The sequence below is a fragment of the Pseudomonas morbosilactucae genome, from assembly GCF_023241715.1.
GTDB lineage: Bacteria > Pseudomonadota > Gammaproteobacteria > Pseudomonadales > Pseudomonadaceae > Aquipseudomonas > Aquipseudomonas morbosilactucae.
The window spans coordinates 1-24818 of the sequence record NZ_JALQCW010000014.1; the positions used below are offsets into that span (position 1 = coordinate 1).

Consider the following 24818-nt stretch of genomic DNA (forward strand, 5'->3'; position numbering starts at 1 on the left):
AGGGGGGTGTGAGTCGTGACCTAGTGTAGGAGCTGGCTTGCCAGCGATGGCGTCAACGGGCCTTGCGTCATGTTCACATGCCCCATCGCCGGCGAGCCGGCTCCTACAAGGGGGGTGTGAGTCGTGATCTGGTGTAGGAGCTGGCTTGCCAGCGATGGCGTCAACGAGCCTTGCGTCATGTTCAAAGGCCCCATCGCCGGCAAGTGGGCAAACAAAAACCCGCACGGGGCGGGTTTTGTTTTTAGCCGTGGCTGCGGTTAGTCAGCCAGACGCCAGGTGGTTCCACCTTTGCCGTCTTCCAGGATCACGCCCATGGCCGTGATCTGGTCGCGAATACGGTCGGATTCCGCCCAGTTCTTGTCGGCACGGGCTTGCAGGCGAGCCTGGATCAGCGCTTCGACTTCGGCGCCATCGACCCGGCCTTCGGCACCGGCCTGGAGGAAGTCATCGGCCTCCAGTTGCAGCACGCCCAGCACGCTGGCCAGTTCCTTCAAGCGCGCCGCCAGACCGGCTGCGGCATTCAGGTCGCTGTCACGCAGGCGGTTGATCTCGCGCACCATCTCGAACAGCACCGCGCAGGCTTCCGGCGTACCGAAGTCGTCGTTCATCACCTGGGTGAAGCGCTCGACAAAGGCTTCGCCGCCAACCGGCGCCACGTTCGGCAGGCCTTTCAACGCATGGTAGAAACGCTCCAGGGCGCCCTTGGCGTCCTTGAGGTTGTCTTCCGAATAGTTGATGGCGCTGCGGTAGTGGCTGGACACCAACAAGTAGCGCACCACTTCCGGGTGGTACTTGTCGAGCACGTCGCGGATGGTGAAGAAGTTGTTCAAGGACTTGGACATCTTCTCGCCATTGATGCGAATCATGCCGCAGTGCATCCAGGCATTGGCGTAGGTCTTGCCGGTGGCGGCTTCGCTCTGGGCGATTTCGTTTTCATGGTGCGGAAACTCGAGGTCGCTGCCGCCGCCATGAATGTCGAAGGTCTCGCCCAGGCAGCAGGTGGACATCACCGAGCATTCGATGTGCCAGCCCGGACGCCCGGCGCCCCACGGCGACGCCCAGCTCGGCTCGCCCGGCTTGGCGGCTTTCCACAGCACGAAGTCCAGCGGGTCCTGCTTGGACTCGTCGACTTCGATCCGCGCGCCGATGCGCAGGTCTTCGATCTTCTTGCGCGACAGCTTGCCGTAGCCCATGAACTTGCCGACGCGGTAATACACGTCGCCGTTGCCCGGGGCGTAGGCGTAACCCTTGTCGATCAGGGTCTGGATCATTGCGTGCATGCCGGGGATATGGTCGGTGGCACGAGGCTCCATGTCCGGCTTCTTGATGTTCAGCCGGGCTTCGTCCTCGTGCATCGCCGCGATCATGCGCTCGGTCAGCGCTTCGAACGCTTCACCGTTCTCGTTGGCCCGATTGATGATCTTGTCGTCGATATCGGTGATGTTGCGCACGTAGGTCAAGTCGTAGCCGCTGAAACGCAACCAGCGGGTCACCAGGTCGAACGCCACCATGCTGCGGCCGTGGCCCAGGTGGCAGTAGTCGTACACGGTCATGCCGCACACGTACATGCGCACCTTGTTGCCGTCCAGGGGCTTGAAGACTTCTTTGCTCTTGGTGAGCGTGTTGTAGATCGTTAGCACGTTAGTTCCTTGACTGAATCACTGACCCCAGGAGTCGCGCAGGGTCACGGTACGGTTGAATACCGGGGCACCTGGTTTCGAGTCCTTGATATCCGCGCAGAAGTAACCTTCGCGCTCGAACTGGAAACGGTCTTCCGGCTGTGCGTTGCCAAGCGATGGCTCGGCACGACAACCAGTGAGCACTTGCAGGGAGTCAGGGTTGATGTTGTCGAGGAAACTGGCGCTGTCTTCGGCCTTTTCAGGGTTCGGCGAGCGGAACAAGCGATCGTACAGGCGCACTTCGCACTCGATGCTGGCAGCGGCCGGCACCCAGTGGACCACGCCTTTGACCTTGCGGCCTTCAGGGTTCTTGCCCAGGGTGTCCGGATCGTACGAGCAACGCAGTTCGACGATGTTGCCGTCGGCGTCCTTGATGGCTTCGTCGGCGCGGATAACGTAGCTGCCGCGCAGGCGCACTTCGCCGTTCGGCTCCAGGCGCTTGTAGCCCTTTGGCGGCTCTTCCATGAAGTCGTCACGGTCGATGTAGATTTCACGGGCGAACGGCAGCTTGCGCACGCCGAGTTCTTCTTTCTGTGGATGACGCGGCAGTTCGAGGTTCTCGACCTGGTCTTCCGGGTAGTTGGTGATCACGACTTTCAACGGACGCAGCACGCACATGGCGCGCGGGGCATTCGCGTCGAGGTCCTGGCGGATGCTGAATTCCAGCATGCCGTAGTCGACCACGCCGTCGGAGCGGTTGGTGCCAACCATCTCGCAGAAGTTGCGGATCGATGCCGGGGTGTAGCCGCGGCGGCGGAAACCCGACAGCGTCGACATGCGCGGGTCGTCCCAACCATTCACGTGCTTCTCATCCACCAGTTGCTTGAGCTTGCGCTTGCTGGTGATGGTGTAGTTCAGGTTCAGGCGGCTGAATTCGTACTGGCGCGGGTTGGCCGGCACTGGCAGGTGCTCGAGGAACCACTCGTACAGCGGACGGTGGCTTTCGAACTCCAGGGTGCAGATCGAGTGGGTGATGCCTTCAATGGCATCCGACTGACCGTGGGTGAAGTCATAGTTGGGGTAGATGCACCACTTGTCACCGGTCTGGTGGTGATGGGCGTGGCGGATGCGGTACATGATCGGGTCGCGCAGGTTCATGTTCGGCGAGGCCATGTCGATCTTGGCCCGCAGTACCCGGGCACCGTCCGGGAATTCGCCGGCACGCATGCGAGCGAACCAGTCCAGGTTCTCTTCTACCGAACGCTCGCGGAACGGGCTGTTCTTGCCCGGCTCGGTCAGGCTGCCGCGGTATTCCTTGGCTTGCTCGGGGGTCAGGTCGCAGACGTAGGCCTTGCCCGCCTTGATCAGTTCCACGGCCCAGTCGTGCAACTGGTCGAAATACTGCGAGGCATAGCGCACTTCACCGGACCATTCGAAGCCCAGCCACTTGACGTCGCTTTCGATGGCGTCGATGTATTCCTGGTCTTCCTTGGCCGGGTTGGTGTCGTCGAAACGCAGGTGCGTGACACCGCCGAATTCCTGGGCCAGGCCGAAGTTCACACAGATCGACTTGGCGTGGCCGATGTGCAGGTAGCCGTTGGGTTCAGGGGGGAAGCGGGTCACGATCTGTGTGTGCTTACCCGAGTCCAGGTCCGCCTGGATGATCGGGCGCAGGAAGTTGACCGGCACGGCCGGTCCAGTCTTGGAATTCGAGGTAGGGTCGACAGTGGGCTTGCTCATAGGATCCTTGAACGTACAAGTGCGCGGCCAGGTGCGGCCTGATAAATCAAAACGGCTATCATAGCCGATGCTGTCAAGCGCCTGACAGCACCGCTGCCAAAACTGCCCTTATTAATGCAACTCAATTGAAAAAACAGCCTCGAATTTCACAGCTGTCACGCTAAACTGCGCACCTTGGCCGCTATGCGCCAAACCGGTTCGGGCCCGCAGGCGGCATCCGCGCCCCGAAACCCACGAATTCCTTGAATGAGTAATGACCATGACCCAAGTCAAACTGACCACCAACCACGGCGAGATCGTGCTGGAACTGAACGCCGAGAAAGCCCCGGTCACCGTGGCCAACTTCGTTGAATACGTTAAGGCCGGCCACTACGAAAACACCGTATTCCACCGGGTGATCGGTAACTTCATGATCCAGGGCGGCGGTTTCGAGCCAGGCATGAAAGAAAAGAAAGACAAGCGTCCAAGCATCCAGAACGAAGCCGACAACGGTCTTTCCAATGACAAGTACACCGTGGCCATGGCCCGCACCATGGAGCCGCATTCGGCCTCCGCCCAGTTCTTCATCAACGTGGCTGACAACAGCTTCCTCAACCACAGCGGCAAGACCGTTCAGGGTTGGGGCTACGCGGTGTTCGGCAAAGTGGTTGCCGGCAACGAAGTGGTCGACAAGATCAAAGGCGTGGCCACCACCATGAAGTCCGGCCACCAGGACGTACCAGCAGAAGACGTGATCATCGAGAAAGCCGAGATCATTGAGTGATATTGCTGATTTCAGATTTGCATCTGGAAGAGGAGCGCCCGGACATTACCCGGGCGTTTCTGGATTTACTCGGCGGGCGAGCCCGCGAGGCAGAGGCGCTGTACATACTCGGGGACTTCTTCGAGGTGTGGATCGGCGACGACGCCATGACCCCCTACCAGCTTTCCATCTGCCAGGCATTGCGGGATCTGAGCGATAGCGGCACGCCGATATTCCTCATGCATGGCAATCGCGACTTCATGCTCGGCAAGGCCTTTTGCAAGGCCGCGGGCGCCACCCTGCTCAAAGACCCGAGCGTCGTCGACTTCTACGGCGAACCGGTGTTGCTGATGCACGGCGACAGCCTGTGCACCCGTGATGAAGGCTACATGCGCCTGCGTCGCTACCTGCGCAACCCGCTGACGTTGTGGGTGCTGCGTCATCTGCCCCTGCGCACCCGGCACAAGCTGGCGCGCAAGCTGCGCAATGAAAGCCGCTCGCAAACGCGGATGAAGGCCAACGACATCGTCGACGTGACCCCGGACGAAGTGCCGCGGGTGATGCGCGAGTTCGGCGTGCGCACCCTGGTGCACGGCCACACCCACCGCCCCGCTATCCACAAGTTGCAAGTCGGTGAGCACGCCTCCAAGCGCATTGTGCTGGGAGACTGGGATCGACAAGGCTGGGCGTTGCAGGTGGATGAACAAGGCTTTCACCTGGCAGCGTTCGACTTCGTACCAACGCAACTGGCGTTGCCTGGCTCGCCCTGAACGGACGCCTTCGCTGGCAAGCCAGCTCCTACAACGAATTAACGACCGTAGGAGCCGGCTTGCCGGCGATTGCCCCTCAATGCCCCGCTGAAGCAGGCCCCGCCTTGGCGGCAAACGGCGGTTTGGCCAGCCACACCAGCAGGATCAAGCCCATAAACCCCCACCCCAGCAATGTGAAGTAATCCACGGTCGACAGCATGTAGGCCTGGCTGGTCAGCACCTGGTCTAACTGCGCGTAGGCCTTGGTGCCCGCGCGCCCAGGCTGTTCAGCGCATCTCGGGTAGCGGGGTCGAAGGTGCTCAGGCTTTCACTCATGTAGGCATGATGCTGATCGGCCCGGCGAATCCAGATCCAGGTGGTCAGCGACGCCGCAAAGCTGCCGCCCAGGGTCCGCAGGAAGGTCGCCAGCCCGGCGCCGTCGGCAATCTGGCTGGGCGGCAAGTCCGACATCAGGATGCTCAGGGTCGGCATAAAGAACAGTGCCACGCCAATCCCCATGAACAGCTGCACCAGGGCAATGTGCTGGAAGTCCACTTCATTGGTGAACCCGGCGCGCATAAAGCAGCTCAGGCCGATGGCCAGGAACGCCAGCCCGGCCAGCAGGCGCAGGTCGAACTTATGGGCGTACTTGCCGACAAACGGTGACATCACTACCGGCAGGATGCCGATCGGCGCCACAGCCAGCCCCGCCCAGGTCGCGGTGTAGCCCATCTGGGTCTGCAACCACTGGGGCAGGATCAGGTTGATGCCGAAGAACCCGGCGTACCCCCCCACCAGCACAATGGTGCCAATGCGGAAGTTGCGGTGGGCAAACAGCCGCAGGTTGACCACCGGGTGGCGATCGGTCATTTCCCAGATCACGAACACCGCCAGGGCCACCACCGAGATCAGCGTGCCAATGATGATGAAATTGGACTCGAACCAGTCCAAGTCATTGCCCTTGTCGAGCACCACTTGCAGCGCCCCGACCCCAATGATCAGGGTCAGCAGGCCGATGTAGTCCATAGGCTGGCGACTGGTCACCACCGGCCGCGCTTTCAACTGCTGCCGGACGACCCAGGCGGCGAACAAACCAATGGGCACGTTGATAAAGAAGATCCACGGCCAGCTGTAACTGTCGGTAATCCAGCCGCCGAGGATCGGCCCGGCAATCGGCGCCACCACCGTGACCATGGCCAGCAACGCCAGGGCCATCCCCCTTTTGGCCGGTGGATAGACGGCAATCAGCAAGGTCTGGGTCATCGGGTACAACGGCCCGGCCACCACCCCCTGGAGCACCCGAAAGCCCACCAACTCGGGCATGGAGGTGGAGATACCGCAAAGAAACGAGGCCAGCACGAACAGGATGGTGGCCCAGATAAACAGCTTCACCTCGCCGAAACGCCGGCTGAGCCAGCCGGTCAGGGGCAAGGCGATGGCGTTGCTCACGGCAAACGAGGTGATGACCCAGGTGCCCTGCTCCGAACTCACCCCCAGGTTGCCGGAGATGGTCGGCAAGGCCACGTTGGCGATGGTGGTGTCGAGCACCTGCATAAAGGTCGCCAGCGACAGGCCGATGGTGCTGAGCAACAGGCTGGGCGGCGTGAAAGAGGCGTTATTGCTCATCGCAAATCCTTGGAAACGAGGCAGGTGCTGCGACCACCAGGGCCGCAGCAGGCGGATCGGCGAATCAGCGCTGGGCGGTCTTGCCGATGGCCGCGCTGTTGTCGTGGATCAGGCGAGTGATCAGGGCATCCGCTTCACCCAACTGACGGTCGTAGACGTTGGTGCTGAAGGACGCCTTCTGCGGCGGCTGCTGGGCCAGTACCGGGCCACTCTGGTCGCGCAGGTTGACGCTGACCTGCGTCGACAGCCCCACTCGCAACGGGTGCTTGGCCAGTTCTTCGGCATTGATGTGCACGCGCACCGGCACCCGTTGCACGATCTTGATCCAGTTGCCGGTGGCGTTCTGCGCCGGCAGCAAGGCAAAGGCACTGCCGGTACCCGCGCCCAGGCTGTCGATGGTGCCGCTGTACTTCACGTCGCTGCCGTAGATGTCAGCTTCGATGTCCACCGGCTGGCCGATGCGCATGTCACGCAGTTGGGTTTCCTTGAAGTTGGCGTCGATCCACAGTTGGTCCAGGGGAATCACCGCCATCAGCGCGGTGCCCGGCTGGACCCGCTGGCCCAGTTGCACGGTGCGCTTGGCCACGTAACCGGTCACCGGCGCGATCAAGGTGCTGCGGGCGTTGGTCAGGTAAGCCTGGCGCAGTTGCGCGGCGGCGGCCTGCACATCCGGGTGGGACGACACCACGGTATCGTCCACCAAGGCATTGGTGGTGTTGAGTTGCTGCTGGGCATTGGCCAGGGCGTTCTGCGCCGAGGTCAGGTCGTCGCGAGCGTGGGAGAGTTCTTCCTGGGAAATCGCCCCGCTGGCCGCCAAGTTCTTACGGCGATTGAAGTTGTCCCGGGCTTTCTGCACTTCGGCCTTCTGCGCCGCCACCTGGGCGCGCATGCCATCGACGTTGCTGTACAGGCCACGGACCTGGCGCACGGTGCGGGCCAGATTGGCCTCGGCACTTTGCAGGCCGACCTGGGCATCGTTGGGGTCGAAATTGATCAGCACCTGGCCTTCATGCACCAGGTCGCCCTCGTCGGCGCCGATGCTGACCACGGTGCCAGTGACCAGTGGGGTGATCTCCACCACGTTGCCGTTGACGTAGGCATCGTCAGTGCTTTCATTCCAGCGCCCGTAAAGCTCGTGCCAGGCGAACACGCCCACGCCACCGAGAATGACGATCAGCGCCAGCCCCAGCAACATGACTTTGCGCTTGCGCGAATTGCCTGCGTCCTGGGTGTTTTCAGCTGTTTGAGTGTCGGCAGTGGCCATGACAATTCCCTCTAATTATTCAGTCTGCGTGGCGGCGGTCGGGGTGGCCGAAGCCAGGTTGCCGGGCTCGAAGCCACCCCCCAACGCCTGCATCAATTGGATCGACAAATCGATTTGCAGGGCATTCAAGGTCGCCAGCTGGCGCTGGGCCTGCAGCAGTTGCTGCTCGATGCTCAGCACGTCCAGATAGTTACCAATGCCCGAGCCGAAACGCTGGACCACGGTGTTGTAGGAGTCCTGGGCGATGTCGGTGGCGTGTTGCTGGGCGGCGATCTGCCGACCGGTGTCACGCAACTGGCCGAGGGTGTCGCTGATATCCCCCAGCGCACTGACCAGGCTCTTGTTGTACTGCGCCACCGCCAGGTCGTAGTCGGCGTCACGAGCATCCAGGTCAGCCCGCAGGCGCCCGCCGTCGAAGATCGGCAACGACACGGTCGGCGCGATATTGAAGAAGCGACTGGCGGACCCGAACAGCGCATCTCCGAGCAACGACTGGGTGCCGGCGGCGGCACTCAGGTTGAGGTTGGGGTAGAAGCGGGTCTTGCCGGCGGCGATGTTCTTGCTCGCCGCCTCCACACGCCAGCGGGCGGCGATCAGGTCTGGCCGGCGCCCCAGCAGTTCGGCCGGCAACACCGCTGGCAGGGCCACGGCACTGGCTTGCAGGACTTTGGGCCGGGCGATGTCATGGCTGCGATCCGGGCCTTTGCCCAGCAGCACGGCCAAGGCAATGCTCGCGCTCTGCAGCTTTTTCTCGGCATCAATCAGGCTGGCCTGGGCACTGGCTTCCAGGCTTTCGGTCTGCTGGTACTGGTACTGGCTATCGATTCCGGACTGCAGGCGGCGGCGGCTCAAATCGAGCATCTGCCGGGTACGCTTCAGGTCTTCCTGGGCCAGGTCGTGGAGGATGTGGGCCTGGCCCAGGTCGCTGTAGGCTCGGGCCACGTCGGCCGCCAACGTCAGTTGGGCGGCCTGGCGATCGACCTCGGCGGCACGGGCCTGGCCCAGGGCGGCTTCCCAGGTGGCACGCTGGCCACCCCAGAGGTCGAAGGTGTAGTTGAAGTCCACGCTCAGGCTGCGCAGGGTGCTGTAGGCCCCGCCCTGCCCCATCGGATCCTGGTCACGGGCCAGGCGCGAACGGCTGACACTGCCGCTGGCATCCAGGGTCGGCATCCGCGAAGCGTCGGCGGCATAGGCGGCGGCGCTGGCCTGGTGGGCGCGGGCGCTGGCGATCTGCATGTCCGGGCTGTCGCGCAGGGCTTCCTGGATCAGGCCATCCAACTGCGGGTCGCCCAGGCTTTTCCACCAGTCGCTTTTCGGCCAGGCCGCCGGCGACAGGGTCACGCCGCTCAGGGACTGCCCGGCCTTGAGGCTGTTGGCCTCCAGGTTCTGGCCTTCAGTGGTCAGGCCGCTGTAGCTGGCACAACCGGCCAGGCTCATGGCTAACAGCACCAGGCTGGCTCGGTTACGCAAGGTTTTACTGCTCATTTATCACCTACCCGCAGCACGGTGATCGGGTCACCGGCCGCCAGCAAAATTTTCTTGAGGATCTGTTCCAGGGTGTCCAGCTCTTGGGCACTGATGGCGCCGGCCAGCTCGTTCATCGCCTCGGCGCCGATGTACGGCAAGCGATCGGCGAGCGCCTGCCCGTCCACGGTGAGCACCAGTTGCACCTGGCGCCGGTCGCCTTCGGAACGTTTGCGAGCCAGGAAGCCTTTCTGCTCCAGCCGATCGAGCATGCGGGTCATCGAACCGCTGTCCAGGGACAGGTAGCGGCACAGCTCCGCCGGGGTGTCGACGCCGAACTGGGCCATGATGATCAACACCTTGAACTGCGCCGCGGTGATGCCGTGGGGTTCCATGTGGGTGTCGATGATCCGGTCCTTGAGCAAGGCGGCGCGGCCCAGCAGCAATCCGAGATGGCAATGGAGGAAATTTTCCGGGGTGAAGTGCTTCATCTGACCACCAAATAGCTGCCTAGGCAGAGAGTGTGTGTCGAGATGTTACTGCCTAGGCAGCGAATGTCAAAACAATTATTAGCTTGCTTTGTATTTTGCTGATCAGCGGCCAGCCCCCAGCACCCGCTCCTGACTGACAGGAGCGGGGGAATGGCAGGCGGGGTTAGAAGTCGCGCTTGTAGAAGATGTCCAGGGAGCTGGCGATACCGCTGGCCGCTTCCAGATAGACCTTCTTGCTGAGCTTGTAGCGCAGGGCGATGGTGTTGGCCGGCTCAAACACACCGACGCCGTAGCGCAGGCTGAGCTTCTCGGAGATGTTGCCGCTGGCGACCACACTGGTGGCGGTGCCGCTGCCCTGAGTGTCGAGCTGAAAGTCCTGGATCCCCAGGTTCTTGGCCAGCCCGCCGGTCAAGTCGGCGCTGCCCATCAACCCCAGGCCCAGGGCAGCCTGGGCCAGCATGTTGCTGTCTTCACCGGTGGTGCTCAGCGGGCGCCCCAGGACCAGGTACGACAGTGCCTGCTCCTGGCTCATCGCCGGCTCGGAGAAGATCTGCGTGGTGGGCTGTTCGGCGCTGCCGCTCAGGCGGATCCCGGCGATCACGTCGTCGGTCTGGCGCACTGCTTCGATGTCCAGGTACGGCTGGTCGAGGGGACCGGCAAACAGCAACCTCGCGCGGCGCACCGTCAGGCGCTGGCCGTAGGCACGGTAACGCCCGTCGTTGAGCCACAACTCGCCGCGGGTGTCCATGTTGTCGCCAATGTGCACATGCCCCTGAACGTTGGCGGTCAGGCCGAAACCGGCAAAGCTGAGCTTGTCCTCGCCCACCACCACATCGATGTCCATGGCCATGGCCAGCGGGGCTTTGCCCTCATCGGTCTGCTGCCCAACGATCACCGTGTCGTCCGAGACCTTGACCGTGGATGGCGGCAACTCACGAATGGTGATCTCGCCCTTGGGAATCTGCACTTTGCCGGCGATCGCCAGCTTGTCACCCTGCATGGAAATCTTCAGGTCCGGCGCCACTTCGAGGGCCGCATAGGGCTCCACGGTCACCGGCAACTGGCTGCCTTTGAGGTTCAGGTCCACCAGCAGCGCCTGGCCCCAGGCGACCTGGCCATTGAGGCTGCCCTGCCCGGCCTTGCCGCTTTTCCAGGTGCCGTTGAGGAGCAGGCTTTCACCGGCAATCTGCGCCTGGACCTGCAAATCCTCCAGGCTGGTGGGCAATTCCGCGCCCGAGACCTGGCCATCGCTGAGGGTCAGGGTGCCATTGACCTGGGGCGCCAACAGCCCGCCAGACAAGCGCCCGCTGCCGTTCAGGTTGCCCGCGAGTTTCTCCACCATCGGCACAAAGGGCCGCACCACGGCCAGGTCCAAGCCGCTAAGGCGAAACTCACCGGACAACGGCTTGTTCTTGGGCAGCGGATTGATCTGCGCCTGGACCAGCAACTGGCCCAGCTTGCCGCCATTGAACTCCAACTGGCTGTCGATACGCCGTGGCGCCAAGGTGGTGTTGAGCTTCAACGCCTGATAGGGGAAGTCCAGCCATTGGTCCTTTTCCCGTACCCGCAGGGTGCCGCCGCTGGCGTCCACGAGGATCTGGCCCTTGGGCCCGCTGGCCGGCACGTCCAATTGCACATCGGCATTGAGCAGGCCCTTCCAGGCAAAGTCCTTGGGCAGCCACTGGGCCAGGCTGTCGATGGGGAAGCGCTTGAGGTGATAGCGCAGCTTGGGATCAGGCATCAGCCGCTGATCTTCGCCGCAGAGGCTGGCGTCGCCACTGGCCCAGCAATGGGCGCCGAAATTCAAAGTGCCCGTGGCCAGGTATTCCAGCTTGGCCGGGCTTTGCAGCTTCCAGTCCTGGCCACCGGTCTGCACATCGCCGCTGGCCAGGCGCCCACGCCAGTTGCCTTGATTGAGCACACCGTCCAGCCCCAGGGCCAGTTTCAACAGCGGCCCTTGCAGGTTCAATTGCAAGGCCTGGTTCTTGATGTCGCCCTGGCCGGCCAGGGTCAGCGTGCCCAGCTGGGTGTCGCCGACCTGAATCCCGCTGCCCTTGAGGTCGACCTTGGCCCGCTGGCTAGCGTCCAGGCGCGCATCGAGCTTGAGGGCCTGCAGACGGTTGTCGGCATACGCCAATTGTTGGCCCGACAGGTCGAGCTGGCCCTGGGGCGCCTGCAAGGTGCCGGCAACATTCAACTGGCCATTGAGCTGGCCGCGCAATTGCGGCCAGAGCTGGCCCAGGCGCGGCATCTTGATCTGCACCTGCCCCGCCAGCTTCTGCTGCAGGCTGCCGGAGCCGTTGATGCGGTTGTCTCCCAGGCGGATGTCCAGGGCGCTGAGATTCCACTGCTGGCCCTGGCCGTCGGCCTTGGCTTGCAGCACCGCCGGCTGGCCACGCAATTTACCCTTGAGGTCGAGGTTAGCGTTGAGCTTGAGTTGCTCATTCTTCAGCTCGCCCTGACTGTGCAAAGGCCCGGCCAGGGTACCGGGCAGCTCGGCCAGCCAATAGGCCGGGTTAAGGGCAGACAGGTCGAGCGCGGTGTCCCAGGCGATACCATCGGCAAACTGCAGGTTCAGGTGGCCCTCGGCCTTGCCCTGCCCGGCCACCAGCTTGAACTCCGGCAGAAAGATCTTTGTCAGGTCGCCACTGAACGGGCTGCTCAGGCTGAATGCGCCAGCGGGGCCGTCCAGGTCTCCCTTGAAGTTGCCCAGGTAGTTGCCATCGCGGTAGGACACTTCGCCGTTGAAGGTGCGCAAGGCCACGGCCGGTTCGTCGATCAACGGATAGAGGCGGTGCCAGGGGAAGTCTTTCCAGAGCACCTTGCCCTCGGCCGAGAAACCTTCACTCCAGTCCAGTTGCCCGGATACCTTGAGCTGCTGCTGGTCATTGGCGGTCAGGTCCAGGGCGGCGATCTGCGCGCCCTTGGCATCGACCCGGCCTTGCAGGGCCAAGGCCACCGGCCCCTGTTCGGCGGGCAAGCTGGCGCTGCCCAGCAGTTGATAGCCGTTTTTCAAGTCGCCCTGGCCCGTCAACTGCAGTTGATTGAGTTGCAGTGTGTCTGGCAGGTCGGCGCTGGGCTTGAAGCCGTCGGCGGTGATCCGCACCTTGGCCGGCAGGTTGTCCGCCAGGGCTTGCAACTCGCCGCTCAACTGCCCTTGCAGATAACCGCTGCTGTCGGCATTCAACTTGAGGGTCTTGAGCAGCTCGCCTTCGACCTTCAGCGCCAGGCTCCAGGGCTGATTGCCCGGGGCCGGCAGCGTAAGGTTGCCACTGGCGGTCAGCGGCCAGTCACCCTGGGGTTGCAGCAGCCCGCTCAGATCCAGGCTCAGGTCATCGCGTTGCAGGTGCACCGAGTCAATCTGCAAACCCTTGACTGTCCAGTGGGCGGCCAGTTGCAGCCCCCGGAGTTCTTCAGTGCCGTTGAACACCAGGCTGCCGACTCGCACCTGCCCCAGCTCGATGGCCAGCGGCAGTTGCAGGTCCGGCAGGCTGATGGGGCCGCTGCTTTCTTCGGTGCCGGGGGGAAATTGCAGGCTGACCTGCTCCACGTCCAGTTGCTCGATGCACAGGGTCATGCGCAGCAGGCACAGCGGCGACCAGGCAAAGGTCGGCGCTTGCAACTCGACCCGGCTGCTGCCCTGTTGCCACAACAGGTACTCGGCGCTCCAGTGCCCGCCGAGGCGCCCGGCAAACTGCTCCACGGTCAAGCCCGGCACGCGGGCCAGGGCCCAGCGACTGCCGGCCTGGGTCCCGAGGATCAGCGTCACGGCCAGGACCAATCCCATCACTAGCGCCAGAAGCGCCAACAGGGTTATTTTCACACCACGCTTCAAAGCTCCGGCCCCATGGAAAAGTGCAAACGAACGCCGCCGTCATCGTCCAGCGCATGGGCCAGGTCAAGACGAATCGGCCCCACCGGCGACACCCAGCGCACGCCCACGCCGACCCCGGTCTTCAGGCTGGGCAGCTCCAGCTTGTTGAACGAGTTGCCCTGGTCGACAAAGGTCGCGATGCGCCATTTTTCGGCGATGGAATATTGGTACTCAAGGCTGCCGGCCACCATGTAACGCCCGCCGATGCGATCACCGTCGGAGTTTTCCGGCGACAGGGTCTGGTAGTCATAGCCGCGCACGCTCTGGTCGCCACCGGCGAAGAACCGCAGCGACGGCGGAATCGACTTGTAGCCGTTGGTGGCACTGCCGCCGAACTGCACTCGCCCGAGGAAGCGATGGTTGTCCCACACGGTGGTCAGGCCCTTGAGCAGCACGGTGCCGTACAGCAGATTGGTGTCCGACAGCAGCCCTTCCTTGGCCACCTTGGTGTCGAATTGCAGGCGGTAACCGTTGTGTGGATCGATGCGGTTGTCACTGCGCAGGTAGGAATAGCTGACGCCCGGCATCAACAGGTTGCTCAACCCCGAGTCGTCCCCCAGGCGATATTCCTCACGCTGCCATTTCAGAGACACCACCCGCTGCCAGCCGCTGGGCAACTTGCTGTGCCACTCGGGGCCGATGGTCAGCAGCTTGCTCAGGGTGTCGGTGTTGGCGATTTCTTCGTTCTGATAGCCGCCGGCGAAGCGCAGCTTGTCGGTCAGGGGCGGATCCAGGGGCACGTCGTACCAAAGGCCGACGTTCTGCCGAGGCGCCGAGACTTCCGCTTCCCAGCCGTAGCTGTGGCCTTGCGGGTTGACCCAGTGCCGGGTCCAGTTGGCCTTGACCCGAGGCCCGACGTCGGTGGAATACCCAAGCCCCAGGCCCATGGTCCGAGGCTTGCGGGTTTCCAGTTGCACGGCCACCGGAATCACGTCATTGCTCGCCGCGGCAGGGGCCGCGTCCACCCGCACGCCTTCGAAAAAGCCACTGGATTGCAGGGCCTGGTTGAGTTCGGCGATCAGTTCGGAATCGTAAGGAGTGCCCGCCTTGAACGGCACCATGCGTTGCAGCAGGTCCTCATCGAAGGGCGTGTCACCTGTAAAGTGCACCGGCCCCAAGGCGTAACGCGGGCCACTGTCATACACCAGTTCGATATCGGCGACGCCGGCTTGAGGGTCCACCGCCAGTTGCTGACGGGTGAAACGCCCGCTGAAAAAGCCGTAGCGCGACGCCTGGTTCATGATCAAGCGCTTGGCGTCTTCATAACGCCCATGGTTGAGCACCGCGCCACTTTTCAACTGGTCGCTGCGGGGCACGCGAAAGGCCTTGAGGGAGGCCGCCGGCCCTTCGATGCGCACCGTGACATTGCGCAGGTGCACGGGCTCGCCCGGATCGATGCGGATCAACAACCGGGGCTTGTCACCGCCCCTGACTTCACTGGCAATCTGCGGCTGGTAGTAGCCCAGGGCCTGGGCCGCCTTCTTCGCCTGCTCCTCGGCGCCGCGACTGAAGCGCAGCAAGGCTTCTTCATCACGATCGCCGACGCTGCCAATGTAACCCTCCACATTGGCCTTCAGTTCGTCGTTGGCCGGCTTGACCCGGACATCCAATTCGCTCTGCGCCAACGCCACACAGCTTGTGAACAGCAGCAGAAAGCCGCTGGTGAATCTTCCTGAAAACTTCATAGGCGCGGATGCTATCACGAGCTTGGGAGCGGGATAGAGCGCCCAGGTGCGTTGAAAGTTCGACTCAAACTGTTGCGGTTTGTATGAGCTGGGGGTTGGCGTGAAAAAACACATGCTCGCGAATCGGCCCCACGGCGATCTCGCCAACCTCTTCATAACCCTGGCGTTTATAGAATTCCAGGTAACGCGGGTTGCCCGTATTGAGCACCACGCCCTGGGAGTGCTGGTCCACGGCGCACCAGTTATGCACCGCCGCCAGTAACTGCTCGCCGTAATGCTGGCCCTGAAACTGCGGATGAATCCCCAGCAGCGGCAAGACATGCACCGAATCGCTGGGCAGGCAGGCACTGATGGCCGCGTGGTATTCCAGGTAGCGCCGTGTGCAACGAAACCCGGCACTGAGCACCATGCGCAGGCGCCAGGCCCAGCTTTCGGTAATCCCCAGGCGCCGTTGCGGTGGGGCGATCAAGGCCAGGCCAACCAGGCGATCGTTGACCAACAGGCCAATGGCCGGCAGGTCCTGAAGAAAATGCTGTTTGGTCAACTCGCGGACCGTGGCCCGCACCCGTTGCTCGTAACCGGGGTGCTCGGATTCGAAGATGTAGCCAAACGTCGGCTCATGCCGATAGGCCTGGTACAGCAAGGAGCGCGCCTCGCGGGAATAACCGCTGTCGAGCATGTGGACGTCGGCGATGACCGTGGATGTGTCAGGCATGGCGGTGAATCTCCCCTGGACCCGGTTCAAATGGCCGGGCTCTTGTTGTTACGAGCCTTGCGTACCGCTGATCGTTCCCACGCCCAAGGACATTAGCAGCGCATCCCACGGGCTGCCACGCTGGTGGCCGCCAGACTTGTCGGCTAGCATCGCTGTTTTTGCCAGGACCGCCGACCATGAAAATCGTCTCGTTCAACATCAACGGGCTGCGTGCCCGCCCCCATCAGTTGGCGGCGCTGATCGACAAGCATCAGCCGGACGTGATCGGCCTCCAGGAAACCAAAGTCAGCGACGAACAGTTCCCCCTCGCCGAAGTCCAGGCCCTGGGTTACCACGTGCACTTCCACGGGCAGAAAGGCCATTACGGCGTGGCCCTGCTCTCGCGCCAGGCGCCCCTGGAGTTGCACAAAGGCTTCGAAAGCGATGAAGAAGACGCCCAGCGACGCTTTATCTGGGGCACCTTCGCCGATGCCAATGGCCAGCCGGTGACCATCATGAACGGCTACTTCCCCCAGGGCGAAAGCCGCGACCACCCCACCAAATTCCCGGCTAAAGCGCGCTTCTACCAGGACCTGCAGCATTTGCTGGAAAGCCGCTTCAGCAATGAGCAGTCGCTGGTGGTGATGGGCGACGTCAACATTTCCCCGGAAGACATCGATATCGGCATCGGTGCCGACAACGCCAAACGCTGGCTGAAAACTGGCAAATGCAGCTTCCTCCCGGAAGAACGCGAGTGGATGGCGCGCCTGAAGAATTGGGGCCTGGTGGACAGCTTCCGCCACCTCAACCCCGAGGTCAGCGACCGCTTCAGCTGGTTCGACTACCGCAGCCGCGGCTTCGAGGACGAGCCCAAGCGCGGCCTGCGCATCGACGTGATCATGACCTCCCAGGGCTTGCTGCCACGGGTCAAGGCGGCCGGGGTCGACTACGACCTGCGGGGCATGGAAAAACCGTCGGATCACGCGCCGATCTGGCTCGAACTGAGCTGATCCAACCGGCCTGAACAAGCCCATCCCCGGATGGGCTTTTTTTCGCCGCCAGGTTGCCCGCAGCAGCCGTCACATCGCTGTCACCTCACGGACTTAATCTCGGCGCACGCTCCCTTCCCCTGCACAAGGCCCGCGCCCCATGCCCCGCGCTGCTACCCCCTGCGAACGAGATATCTGGTGTCGAACCATCAGCCTGTTGGTTATCGGTTTCATTTGTTATGCCCTGCCCTGGTCGGTGTTTGCCGCACTGCCCGTGGCCAGCGATTCCGCCAGCGTGCTGCGGGTCCAGGGCTCCAACACCATCGGCGCCAGCCTGGGGCCGCCCTGGTCAAGGGCCTGCTGGAAGAACAAGGGCTACAGAAGATCAGGATCGAGCGCAGCGGTAAGGACAATGAACAGCAGATCGTGGCGCAGACCGCCCAGGGCCGTCCGGTGCGCATCGACCTCGCCGCTCACGGTTCCAGCACCGGTTTTGTCGCCCTGAAAAGCGCCCAGGCCGACCTCGCCGCCGCCTCCCGCCCGATCAAGGACAGCGAGCTGGTGGAACTGGAACCCCTGGGCGACCTGAAAAGCCCGGGCGCCGAACACGTGATCGCCATCGATGGGTTGGCGATCATACTGCACCCGCAAAACCCCTTGGGCACCTTGAACACCGAGCAATTGGCGCGGCTGTTCAGCGGCGAGGTCAAGACCTGGGAGGAATTGGGTGGCGTCGGCGGGCCGGTGCACCTGTATGCCCGCGATGAACAATCCGGGACCTACGACACCTTCAAGGAACTGGTGCTCAACCGCCGAGGCAAAACCCTGAGCAGCGCCGCCCGGCGTTTCGAGTCCAGTGAGCAACTGTCCGATGCGGTCAGCCAGGACCGCCAGGGCATCGGCTTTATCGGCCTGCCCTATGTGCGCCAGGCCAAAGCCGTGGCCCTGGTGGACGGCGACTCCCAGCCGATGCTGCCGCTCAACAGCCTGATTGCCACCGAGGACTATCCGCTGTCACGGCGGCTGTACCTGTACCTGCCGCCCAATGGGCACAACCCCTGGGCCGAGGCCCTGGTGAATTTCGCCCAGAGCGCCAAAGGCCAGGCGATTGTTGCCGCCAACGGTTTTATCGCCCAGACCGTGCAAGCCATGAGCGTGCCCCCTAGCCCGCAAATGCCCACGGACTATCAGCGGCTGGCGCAACAGGCCCAGCGCCTGACGGTGAATTTTCGTTTTGAGGAAGGCAGCGCCAGCCTGGACAACAAGGCGCGCCAGGATTTGGGACGGGTGCTCGATTTCCTGCGCCTGCAGCACAAGCTCGACCGCCAAGTGACCCTGGTCGGGTTTGGCGATGCCAAGAGCGACCCGGCGCGGGCAGCCCTGCTGTCCAAGCTTCGGGCCATGGCCGTGCGCCGGGAACTGGTGAAAAGCGGCGTGGTGATGCGCGAGATCCGCGGCTTTGGTGCGGACATGCCGGTGGCAGCCAACACCGCCGATGAAGGCCGGATCAAGAATCGACGGGTGGAAGTCTGGGTCTACTGAGACCTGAAACAAACGCTTGCGAGCGCGCCGCCCAAGGGTGGTGCGCGCTCACAAGCGACGATCAATGCCCGCTGCGCAGCATCTCCTTGGGCACGTACTTGCCGATTTCGAACTTGCCGATCGCCGCCCGGTGCACTTCATCCGGGCCATCGGCCAGGCGCAATGTGCGCTGCATGGCGTACATGTAGGCCAGCGGGAAATCGTTGGACACCCCGGCCCCGCCATGGATCTGGATCGCACGGTCGATCACCCGCAAAGCCACATTGGGCGCCACCACCTTGATCTGGGCGATTTCACTCTTGGCCACCTTGTTGCCCACGGTGTCCATCATGTAGGCCGCCTTCAGGGTCAACAGGCGCGCCATGTCGATCTCCATCCGCGAGTCGGCGATCTTGTCGATGTTGCCCCCCAGGCGCGCCAACGGTTTACCGAAGGCGGTCCGGTTCACCGCACGCTTGCACATCAGTTCCAGTGCACGCTCGGCCATGCCGATCGAGCGCATGCAGTGGTGAATGCGCCCCGGGCCCAGGCGCCCCTGGGCAATTTCAAAGCCACGGCCCTCGCCCAGCAGCACGTTCTCGTAAGGCACACGGACGTTTTCAAACAGCACCTCGGCATGGCCGTGGGGCGCGTCGTCGTAACCGAACACCGGCAGCGGCCGCAGGATCTTCACCCCGGGGGTGTCCACCGGCACCAGGATCATCGAGTGCTGCTGGTGGCGCGGCGCGTCCGGGTTGCTCAGCCCCATGAAGATCAGGATCTGGCAGCGCGGGTCGCAAGCGCCCGAGGTCCACCATTTCTTGCCGTTGATCACCCATTCATCGCCATCACGCACCGCCCGCGCGGCCATGTTGGTGGCATCGGACGAGGCCACGTCCGGCTCGGTCATGGCGAACGCCGAACGGATCTCGCCGCGCAGCAATGGCGCCAGCCAGCGCTGCTTCTGTTCTTCATTGGCGTAACGCACCAGCACTTCCATGTTGCCGGTGTCCGGCGCCGAGCAGTTGAACGGCTCCGGCCCCAGCAGCGAGCGGCCCATGATTTCCGCCAGGGGTGCGTACTCAAGGTTGGTCAAGCCGGCGCCCAGTTCCGACTCCGGCAAAAACAGGTTCCACAGGCCTTCGGCCTGGGCCTTGCGCTTGAGCTCCTCCATGATCGCGGTGGGCTGCCAGCGGTCGCCTTCGGCAACCTGGCGCTCGAACACCGCTTCAGCCGGATACACGTACGTGTCCATGAACGCAGTCACGCGTTCACGCAGTTCCTGAACCTTGGGGGAATAGGCGAAATCCATGGGCAGCTCTACCTTTTTTCGAAGGTGATGGGGGGATGTGGGTCTCTGTGGATTCGATGCTAGAACAGGCTACGAAAATTTACCTAACCTATTCTCAGCGTGTATTAACATTCATCACCGATATATGATCGGCTGATCGACAAGGCCCTCCCGCCCTGACAAGACGCCTTAACAATAAGAGTGCAGCGCCATGAATCTGAGCAAGGTCGACCTTAATCTCTTCATCGTTTTCGACGCGATCTACACCGAAGCGAACCTGACCCGTGCCGGGCAGATTGTCGGCATCACCCAACCGGCTGTCTCCAACGCCCTGGCCCGCCTGCGGGAGACCTTCAATGACCCGCTGTTTGTGCGCACCGCCCAAGGCATGGTGCCCACGCCCATGGCCCAGAACATCATCGGCCCGGTGCGCAACGCCCTCTCGCTGCTGCGGGTATCGGTGCAGGAAAGCCGCATCTTCAACCCGCTGCAGGCGGTCAAGACTTACCGCATCAGCATGACCGACCTCACCGAGGCGGTGATCCTGCCACCGCTATTCCAGCGCCTGCGCCGCCTGGCCCCGACGGTGATCATCGAGAGCTTCCTGTCCAAACGCCGGGAAACCACCAAGGAACTGGCCGCCGGGCGCCTGGATTTTGCAGTCGACGCCCCACTCAATACCGACCCTCAGGTGCGCCACGTCAAGCTGATGGAGGACCGCTACGTCTGCGCCATGCGCAAGGGCCATCCCCTGGCAGGCAAAGAGAAATTCACCCTCGACGATTACCTGTCCCTGACCCATATCCATATTTCCAGCCGCCGCAGCGGCCTGGGCCATGTCGACCTGGCCCTGGGCAAAATGGGCATCCAGCGCAAGATTGCCCTGCGCTCCCAGCATTACTTGATGGCCTCCCAGGTGCTGCAACAGACCGACATGGTGATGACCGTGCCGGAACGTTTTGCCCGGCGCCATGACCTGCAAGCCTTCAACTTGCCGGTGAACGATGTACCGCCGGTGGAAACCCACCTCTACTGGCACGAAAGCACCGACCAGGACCCAGCCAACCGCTGGATGCGCGAACAAATGATCGAGCTGTGCCAGCAAGTCACGGCCCATGAGAAGAAGCTCGACCAGCAAACGGCTTGAGTGCGATTCGCTGGCAAGCCGGCTCCTACAGGAATGGGTAGGAGCTGGCTGGCGAGTGCTATCCATGGACATTGCTTGACGTATACGTCAAGCAGGAATTAGCTTAGCGCCAAGACTTTCCTTGAGCGCCTCCATGAGCAGCCAGACCTACAGCATTTCCGACCTCGCCCGCGAGCTCGACATCACTACGCGGGCCATTCGCTTCTATGAAGAACAAGGTCTGCTGGCCCCCGAGCGCCGCGGCCAGGAACGCATCTATTCGCCCCGAGACAAGGTCAGCCTGAAGCTGATCCTGCGGGGCAAGCGCATTGGGTTTTCCCTGGCTGAATGCCGAGAACTGATCGAGCTCTACGACCCCAGCAGCGGCAACCTGAAACAGCTGCACAGCATGCTGGCGAAAATCAGCGAGCGCCGTGACCAACTGGAGCAACAGTTGCTCGACATCGAACAGATGAAGCTGGAACTGGACACCGCCGAAGAGCGCTGCACCCAGGCCCTGGAACAGACCATCAAGAATCAGCAAGCCCCTCAATAACCCCCTTTTCGGCACTGCGAGCTCCCCTGCTCGCCTTGCATCCGCACAGGTACCCGCCATGTCACTGCCAACCCACGTACGCCTGATCGAAGTCGGCCCCCGCGACGGCCTGCAGAACGAAGCCCAACCCATCAGCGTCGACGACAAGGTGCAACTGGTGGACGCCCTGAGCGCTGCCGGCCTTGGCTATATAGAGGTGGGCAGCTTCGTCTCGCCCAAATGGGTACCGCAGATGGCCGGCTCGGCCGAGGTGTTTGCCCGCATCCAGCGCAAGCCGGGCGTGGTCTACGGCGCTCTGGCCCCCAACCTGCGCGGCTTTGAAGACGCGCTGGCGGCTGGGGTCAAGGAAGTGGCGGTGTTCGCTGCGGCCTCTGAATCCTTCTCCCAGCGCAATATCAACTGCTCCATCAGCGAGAGCCTGGCGCGCTTTGCCCCCATCATGGACGCCGCCAAACAGCATGGCGTCAGCGTGCGCGGTTACGTTTCTTGCGTGCTGGGCTGCCCCTACGAGGGCGACGTAGCGCCGGAACAAGTGGCCCTGGTGGCCCGCGAGCTGTATGCCATGGGCTGCTATGAAGTGTCCCTGGGCGACACCATCGGTACGGGCACCGCCGGCGCCACCCGCAAGATGTTCGAGGTGGTGGGCGCACAGGTGCCAAGGGACAAGCTCGCCGGGCACTTCCATGACACCTACGGCCAGGCCATGGCCAACGTGTACGCCAGCCTGCTGGAAGGTATCGCGGTGTTCGACAGCTCGATTGCCGGCCTCGGCGGTTGCCCTTACGCCAAGGGCGCCAGCGGTAACGTCGCCACGGAAGACGTGCTCTACCTGCTCAACGGCTTGGGCATCGAAACCGGGGTCGACCTGGATCAGTTGCTCTTGGCCGGCCAGCAAATCTGCAACGTATTGGGCCGCCCCACCGGCTCCCGCGTGGCCAAGGCCCGTAACGCCGGCTGAGCCCTGTGCGCGACGGGTGTTACCGCTCCCCGTCGCCGCGTAGCAAAAACGAGTAACACGGAAACAGTTTGTCGATTTTCCAGTGGAACAGTCGACAAGCAAAAATACCAAGTTATTGATTTTAAAGGACTTTAAAAAGTTGGCACGGCTTCTGCTATCTCTATGGCATAACAAGAATAAAAAGCAGCAAAGCTAATAAAAATAAGACGTAACGACTCTGACATAACAAAAACAACACGGCAGAGACGCAGCTAACAGATTTTTTTGGAGAAGGTGTGCTTTTCAGGGTGCTCTCAGAGTCACCCGCAACCGGGCAGAGAACAATAAAACTACCTTCAGATAGCTCCCGAACTGGTTGGATCGCTTAGTCGAGAAAGCAGATCAGCGCTCAAAAAAATACGTTTGCTCTTGACCCCGGATGGGGGTCGCCAAAAACAGCGGTAAAGGGCCACGGTTGCCAAAAACAACAACAGACCGCCCCTCAATAATAAAAAAGAGCACGCAACGACAAAATTAAAGGGGAGCTTCGGCTCCCCTTTGTGCTTTCTGCGATTCCTCGTTTATTCCCCGCTTCTGTGAATGCCCCCTAAGCCTTGCGTCGATGCGGGGGATTGTCATCGCTGGCAAGCCAGCGCCTACACAGGTGGGTTCAGCGCCCTCCCGCAGGAGCCGGCTTGCCGGCGATCAGCCCTCTGGCCTTGCGCCGACGTAGGCCGAGGATGTGATTCAGGGATGCTTCAGCTCTTCGATGCTGATTTCTCGCATACGAAACTTCTGGATTTTGCCGGTCACGGTCATGGGGAAGTCTTCCACGAACTTGAAATAACGCGGCGTCTTGAAGTGCGCGATGCGCTCCTTGCACCAGGCTTGCAGCTCTTGCTCGGAGGCACTGTGACCCGGGTGAAACTTGATCCAGGCGACGATCTCCTCGCCATAACGCGAGCACGGAATGCCAATCACCTGCACATCGGCCACCGCCGGATGGGTGAAGAAAAATTCCTCCAGTTCCCGCGGATAAATATTCTCGCCCCCACGAATGATCATGTCTTTGTTACGCCCGGCAATGCACACGTAACCCTGCTCGTTCATGGTCGCCAGGTCGCCGGTGTGCATCCAGCCGGCCGAGTCGATGGCCTCGGCGGTGCCTTGGGGGTTGTTCCAGTAGCCCAGCATCACGCTGTAACCCCGGGTACAGAGTTCGCCGATGGTGCCACGTGGCACCACATTGCCGGCCTCATCGATGATCTTGCTCTCCAGTTGCGGCTGGGTACGGCCCACGGTGGTCACCCGCAGTTCCAACTCGTCCGCCGGGCCGGTCTGCAACGACACCGGGCTGGTTTCAGTCATGCCGTAGGCAATCTGCACCTCACTCATGTGCATCTCGCTGATCACCCGGCGCATCACTTCGATGGGGCACGTGGCGCCGGCCATGATCCCGGTGCGCAGGCTCGACAGGTCGAACTCGTGGCGCCGAGGCTGATCGAGCATGGCGATAAACATGGTGGGCACGCCATACAGGCCCGTGGCCTTTTCCTCGGCCACGGCTGTCAGGGCCGACAACGGGTCAAAGGCGTCGCCCGGGTAAATCATGGTAGTGCCGTGGGTAACGCAACCGAGGTTGCCCATGACCATGCCGAAGCAGTGGTACAGCGGCACCGGAATCACCAGACGGTCGCTGGCACTCAGCCCCAGGCTCTCGCCCACCATGTAACCGTTGTTGAGAATGTTGTAGTGACTGAGGGTGGCGCCCTTGGGAAAGCCCGTGGTGCCCGAGGTGTACTGGATGTTCACCGCCTGGTCGAAGTCCAGGCTGTCCTGCCGGGCCTGCAACGCTTGTGGCATGACGCTCGCACCCAGCGCGGCCAGTTGCGACCAGGGCAGGAAACCCGAAGGCGGCTGGGCATCCAGGCTGATGACCCCGCGCAGTTCCGGCAGCCGGGCGCTGTGCAATTGGCCGATGGATTGTTCGGCCAGTTCGGGCACCAGGCCCTGCAACATCGCATGGTAATCAGAGGTCTTGAACGCACCGGCACAGACCAGCCACTGGCAGCCCGACTGCTTGAGCACGTACTCCAGTTCGGCGCTGCGATAGGCCGGATTGATGTTCACCAGGATCACCCCGATCTTGGCGCTGGCGAACTGGCTGATGCACCACTGGGCGCAGTTGGGCGCCCAGATGCCGAGGCGATCACCGGTCTGCAGCCCCAGGGCCAGCAGCGCCCTGGCATGCAACTCGACGGCCTCGGCCAACTGCTGCCAGGTGTAACGCAGCTGCTGATGGCGAACCACCAGGGCCTCGCCGAGGGGGTACTGAGCGACGGTGCGATCGAAGGCCTGACCAATGGTCAGGGCCAGCAAGGCTTTGTCCTGGGCGCCGCGACTGTAGCTGCGGCCCGGTTGAGAACCTGGTTGTTCCATGACGACCCCTA

The 24818-nt window shown here is 62.5% G+C and carries 16 protein-coding genes and 2 pseudogenes; 7 read left to right on the forward strand and 11 right to left on the reverse strand.

Features of this window, described 5'->3' with window-relative positions; all coding sequences use genetic code 11:
* Window positions 1-257 precede the first annotated feature (257 nt).
* Window positions 258-1640 (reverse strand): cysteine--tRNA ligase, encoded by a 1383-nt coding sequence (gene cysS / locus M1B34_RS07780; protein WP_268264796.1) that lies wholly within the window; start codon window positions 1638-1640, stop codon window positions 258-260.
* Window positions 1641-1658: 18 nt separating this feature from the next.
* Window positions 1659-3359 (reverse strand): glutamine--tRNA ligase/YqeY domain fusion protein, encoded by a 1701-nt coding sequence (locus M1B34_RS07785; RefSeq protein WP_123335483.1) that lies wholly within the window; start codon window positions 3357-3359, stop codon window positions 1659-1661.
* A gap of 259 nt (window positions 3360-3618) precedes the next feature.
* Between M1B34_RS07785 and M1B34_RS07790 the strand changes: the two genes are divergently transcribed.
* Window positions 3619-4122: a peptidylprolyl isomerase gene (locus tag M1B34_RS07790; RefSeq protein ID WP_123336092.1), complete on the forward strand. Its 504-nt coding sequence runs from the start codon at window positions 3619-3621 to the stop codon at window positions 4120-4122.
* Entirely contained in the window at window positions 4119-4871 is a 753-nt protein-coding gene (gene lpxH, locus M1B34_RS07795; protein ID WP_123335481.1) for a UDP-2,3-diacylglucosamine diphosphatase, read from the forward strand. The genes M1B34_RS07790 and lpxH overlap by 4 nt, the downstream gene beginning before the upstream one ends.
* Before the next feature lie 76 nt (window positions 4872-4947).
* Here the strand turns inward: lpxH and M1B34_RS07800 are convergent.
* From M1B34_RS07800 to M1B34_RS07830, 7 genes and pseudogenes are all read right to left on the reverse strand, one after another.
* A pseudogene (locus M1B34_RS07800) lies at window positions 4948-6476 on the reverse strand (DHA2 family efflux MFS transporter permease subunit).
* A gap of 64 nt (window positions 6477-6540) precedes the next feature.
* Window positions 6541-7740 carry an HlyD/EmrA/EmrK family protein gene (locus tag M1B34_RS07805; protein WP_268264797.1) on the reverse strand — a complete coding sequence of 400 codons (1200 nt, stop codon included), beginning with the start codon at window positions 7738-7740 and terminating at the stop codon, window positions 6541-6543.
* A gap of 15 nt (window positions 7741-7755) precedes the next feature.
* Window positions 7756-9225 carry an efflux transporter outer membrane subunit gene (locus M1B34_RS07810; protein WP_268264798.1) on the reverse strand — a complete coding sequence of 490 codons (1470 nt, stop codon included), beginning with the start codon at window positions 9223-9225 and terminating at the stop codon, window positions 7756-7758.
* Window positions 9222-9695: a MarR family winged helix-turn-helix transcriptional regulator gene (locus M1B34_RS07815; protein ID WP_123335473.1), complete on the reverse strand. Its 474-nt coding sequence runs from the start codon at window positions 9693-9695 to the stop codon at window positions 9222-9224. Before M1B34_RS07815 ends, M1B34_RS07810 begins: the two co-directional genes overlap by 4 nt.
* A gap of 163 nt (window positions 9696-9858) precedes the next feature.
* Entirely contained in the window at window positions 9859-13530 is a 3672-nt protein-coding gene (locus M1B34_RS07820; RefSeq protein ID WP_268264799.1) for a translocation/assembly module TamB domain-containing protein, read from the reverse strand.
* Window positions 13527-15254, reverse strand: coding sequence for an autotransporter assembly complex protein TamA (locus M1B34_RS07825; protein ID WP_123335469.1), 1728 nt, complete (start codon window positions 15252-15254; stop codon window positions 13527-13529). Before M1B34_RS07825 ends, M1B34_RS07820 begins: the two co-directional genes overlap by 4 nt.
* A 64-nt stretch (window positions 15255-15318) precedes the next feature.
* Window positions 15319-15969 carry a GNAT family N-acetyltransferase gene (locus M1B34_RS07830; protein ID WP_123335467.1) on the reverse strand — a complete coding sequence of 217 codons (651 nt, stop codon included), beginning with the start codon at window positions 15967-15969 and terminating at the stop codon, window positions 15319-15321.
* A gap of 176 nt (window positions 15970-16145) precedes the next feature.
* Here M1B34_RS07830 and xthA point away from each other — a divergent pair, with 176 nt between their 5' ends.
* Both xthA and M1B34_RS07840 read left to right on the forward strand, forming a co-directional pair.
* Window positions 16146-16958, forward strand: a complete 813-nt coding sequence (xthA, locus tag M1B34_RS07835; protein WP_123335465.1) for an exodeoxyribonuclease III — start codon at window positions 16146-16148, stop codon at window positions 16956-16958.
* A 139-nt stretch (window positions 16959-17097) separates the two neighbouring features.
* Window positions 17098-18479: pseudogene (locus M1B34_RS07840) on the forward strand (substrate-binding domain-containing protein).
* A 61-nt stretch (window positions 18480-18540) separates the two neighbouring features.
* On the opposite strand, the gene M1B34_RS07845 reads toward M1B34_RS07840, so the two are convergent.
* Window positions 18541-19770 carry an acyl-CoA dehydrogenase gene (locus M1B34_RS07845; RefSeq protein ID WP_268264800.1) on the reverse strand — a complete coding sequence of 410 codons (1230 nt, stop codon included), beginning with the start codon at window positions 19768-19770 and terminating at the stop codon, window positions 18541-18543.
* A 190-nt stretch (window positions 19771-19960) separates the two neighbouring features.
* Between M1B34_RS07845 and M1B34_RS07850 the strand changes: the two genes are divergently transcribed.
* The 3 genes from M1B34_RS07850 to M1B34_RS07860 all read left to right on the forward strand — a co-directional run bounded on the left by M1B34_RS07850 (window position 19961) and on the right by M1B34_RS07860 (window position 22389).
* Window positions 19961-20896: a LysR family transcriptional regulator gene (locus tag M1B34_RS07850; protein ID WP_123335460.1), complete on the forward strand. Its 936-nt coding sequence runs from the start codon at window positions 19961-19963 to the stop codon at window positions 20894-20896.
* Window positions 20897-21029: 133 nt separating this feature from the next.
* On the forward strand, window positions 21030-21431 hold the full coding sequence (locus M1B34_RS07855) for a MerR family transcriptional regulator (RefSeq protein ID WP_268262503.1): 402 nt from the start codon (window positions 21030-21032) through the stop codon (window positions 21429-21431).
* Window positions 21432-21489: 58 nt separating this feature from the next.
* Window positions 21490-22389 (forward strand): hydroxymethylglutaryl-CoA lyase, encoded by a 900-nt coding sequence (locus tag M1B34_RS07860; RefSeq protein ID WP_268264801.1) that lies wholly within the window; start codon window positions 21490-21492, stop codon window positions 22387-22389.
* A 726-nt stretch (window positions 22390-23115) separates the two neighbouring features.
* Here M1B34_RS07860 and M1B34_RS07865 read toward each other — a convergent pair.
* Window positions 23116-24807, reverse strand: a complete 1692-nt coding sequence (locus M1B34_RS07865) for an AMP-binding protein (RefSeq protein ID WP_268264802.1) — start codon at window positions 24805-24807, stop codon at window positions 23116-23118.
* Window positions 24808-24818: the final 11 nt, after the last annotated feature.